General features: G+C 53.1%; 1 protein-coding gene. It reads left to right on the top strand.

The features are described 5' to 3' along the window. A partial coding sequence (locus AB4114_RS35890) for a hypothetical protein (protein WP_441992688.1) occupies positions 1 to 492 on the top strand: 492 nt, incomplete at both ends.

Consider the following 492-nt stretch of genomic DNA (forward strand, 5'->3'; position numbering starts at 1 on the left):
GAGCACGGCGATGGCGATTGCGCCGACATTTGGTGCGGGTGYGGTACCGACAGCCATCACAGCGGCAACGACGACAACGTACGACGATACAACGTACCGTCAAGGCRCTCAAAGTTTTGCCATTACGTTTAACCAACCGATCAACAAAACAAGCGGAACGGCAACGCTGGCGAATATTACGACAGCAAGTGGTCATACGATTGGTACAACGGGCGCAAGTGCGGTATGGCAAGTGGACGGCAAGCTGCTTGTAACGTTGGGGTCGGATGCAACAATAGAGCAAGGGGATACGATTCAGTACGATACAACGGGTGAGGGAATCCAGGATCCATCGCTGGAGAATACACTTTCGGGACWRTTAAGCGTACAAATTACGGATAGCTTCGGCAGCAAAAAGCCAGCGATTGACGCAACAGCAGGGCTTGGAGTGACAGGAGCAGATGCAGCAGACGTAGCGTTAAGCGTAGGAGCAGACGCGACAGATACGATCAC

Origin of the sequence: Paenibacillus sp. 2RAB27, from assembly GCF_052115445.1 — a bacterium.
GTDB lineage: Bacteria > Bacillota > Bacilli > Paenibacillales > NBRC-103111 > Paenibacillus_E.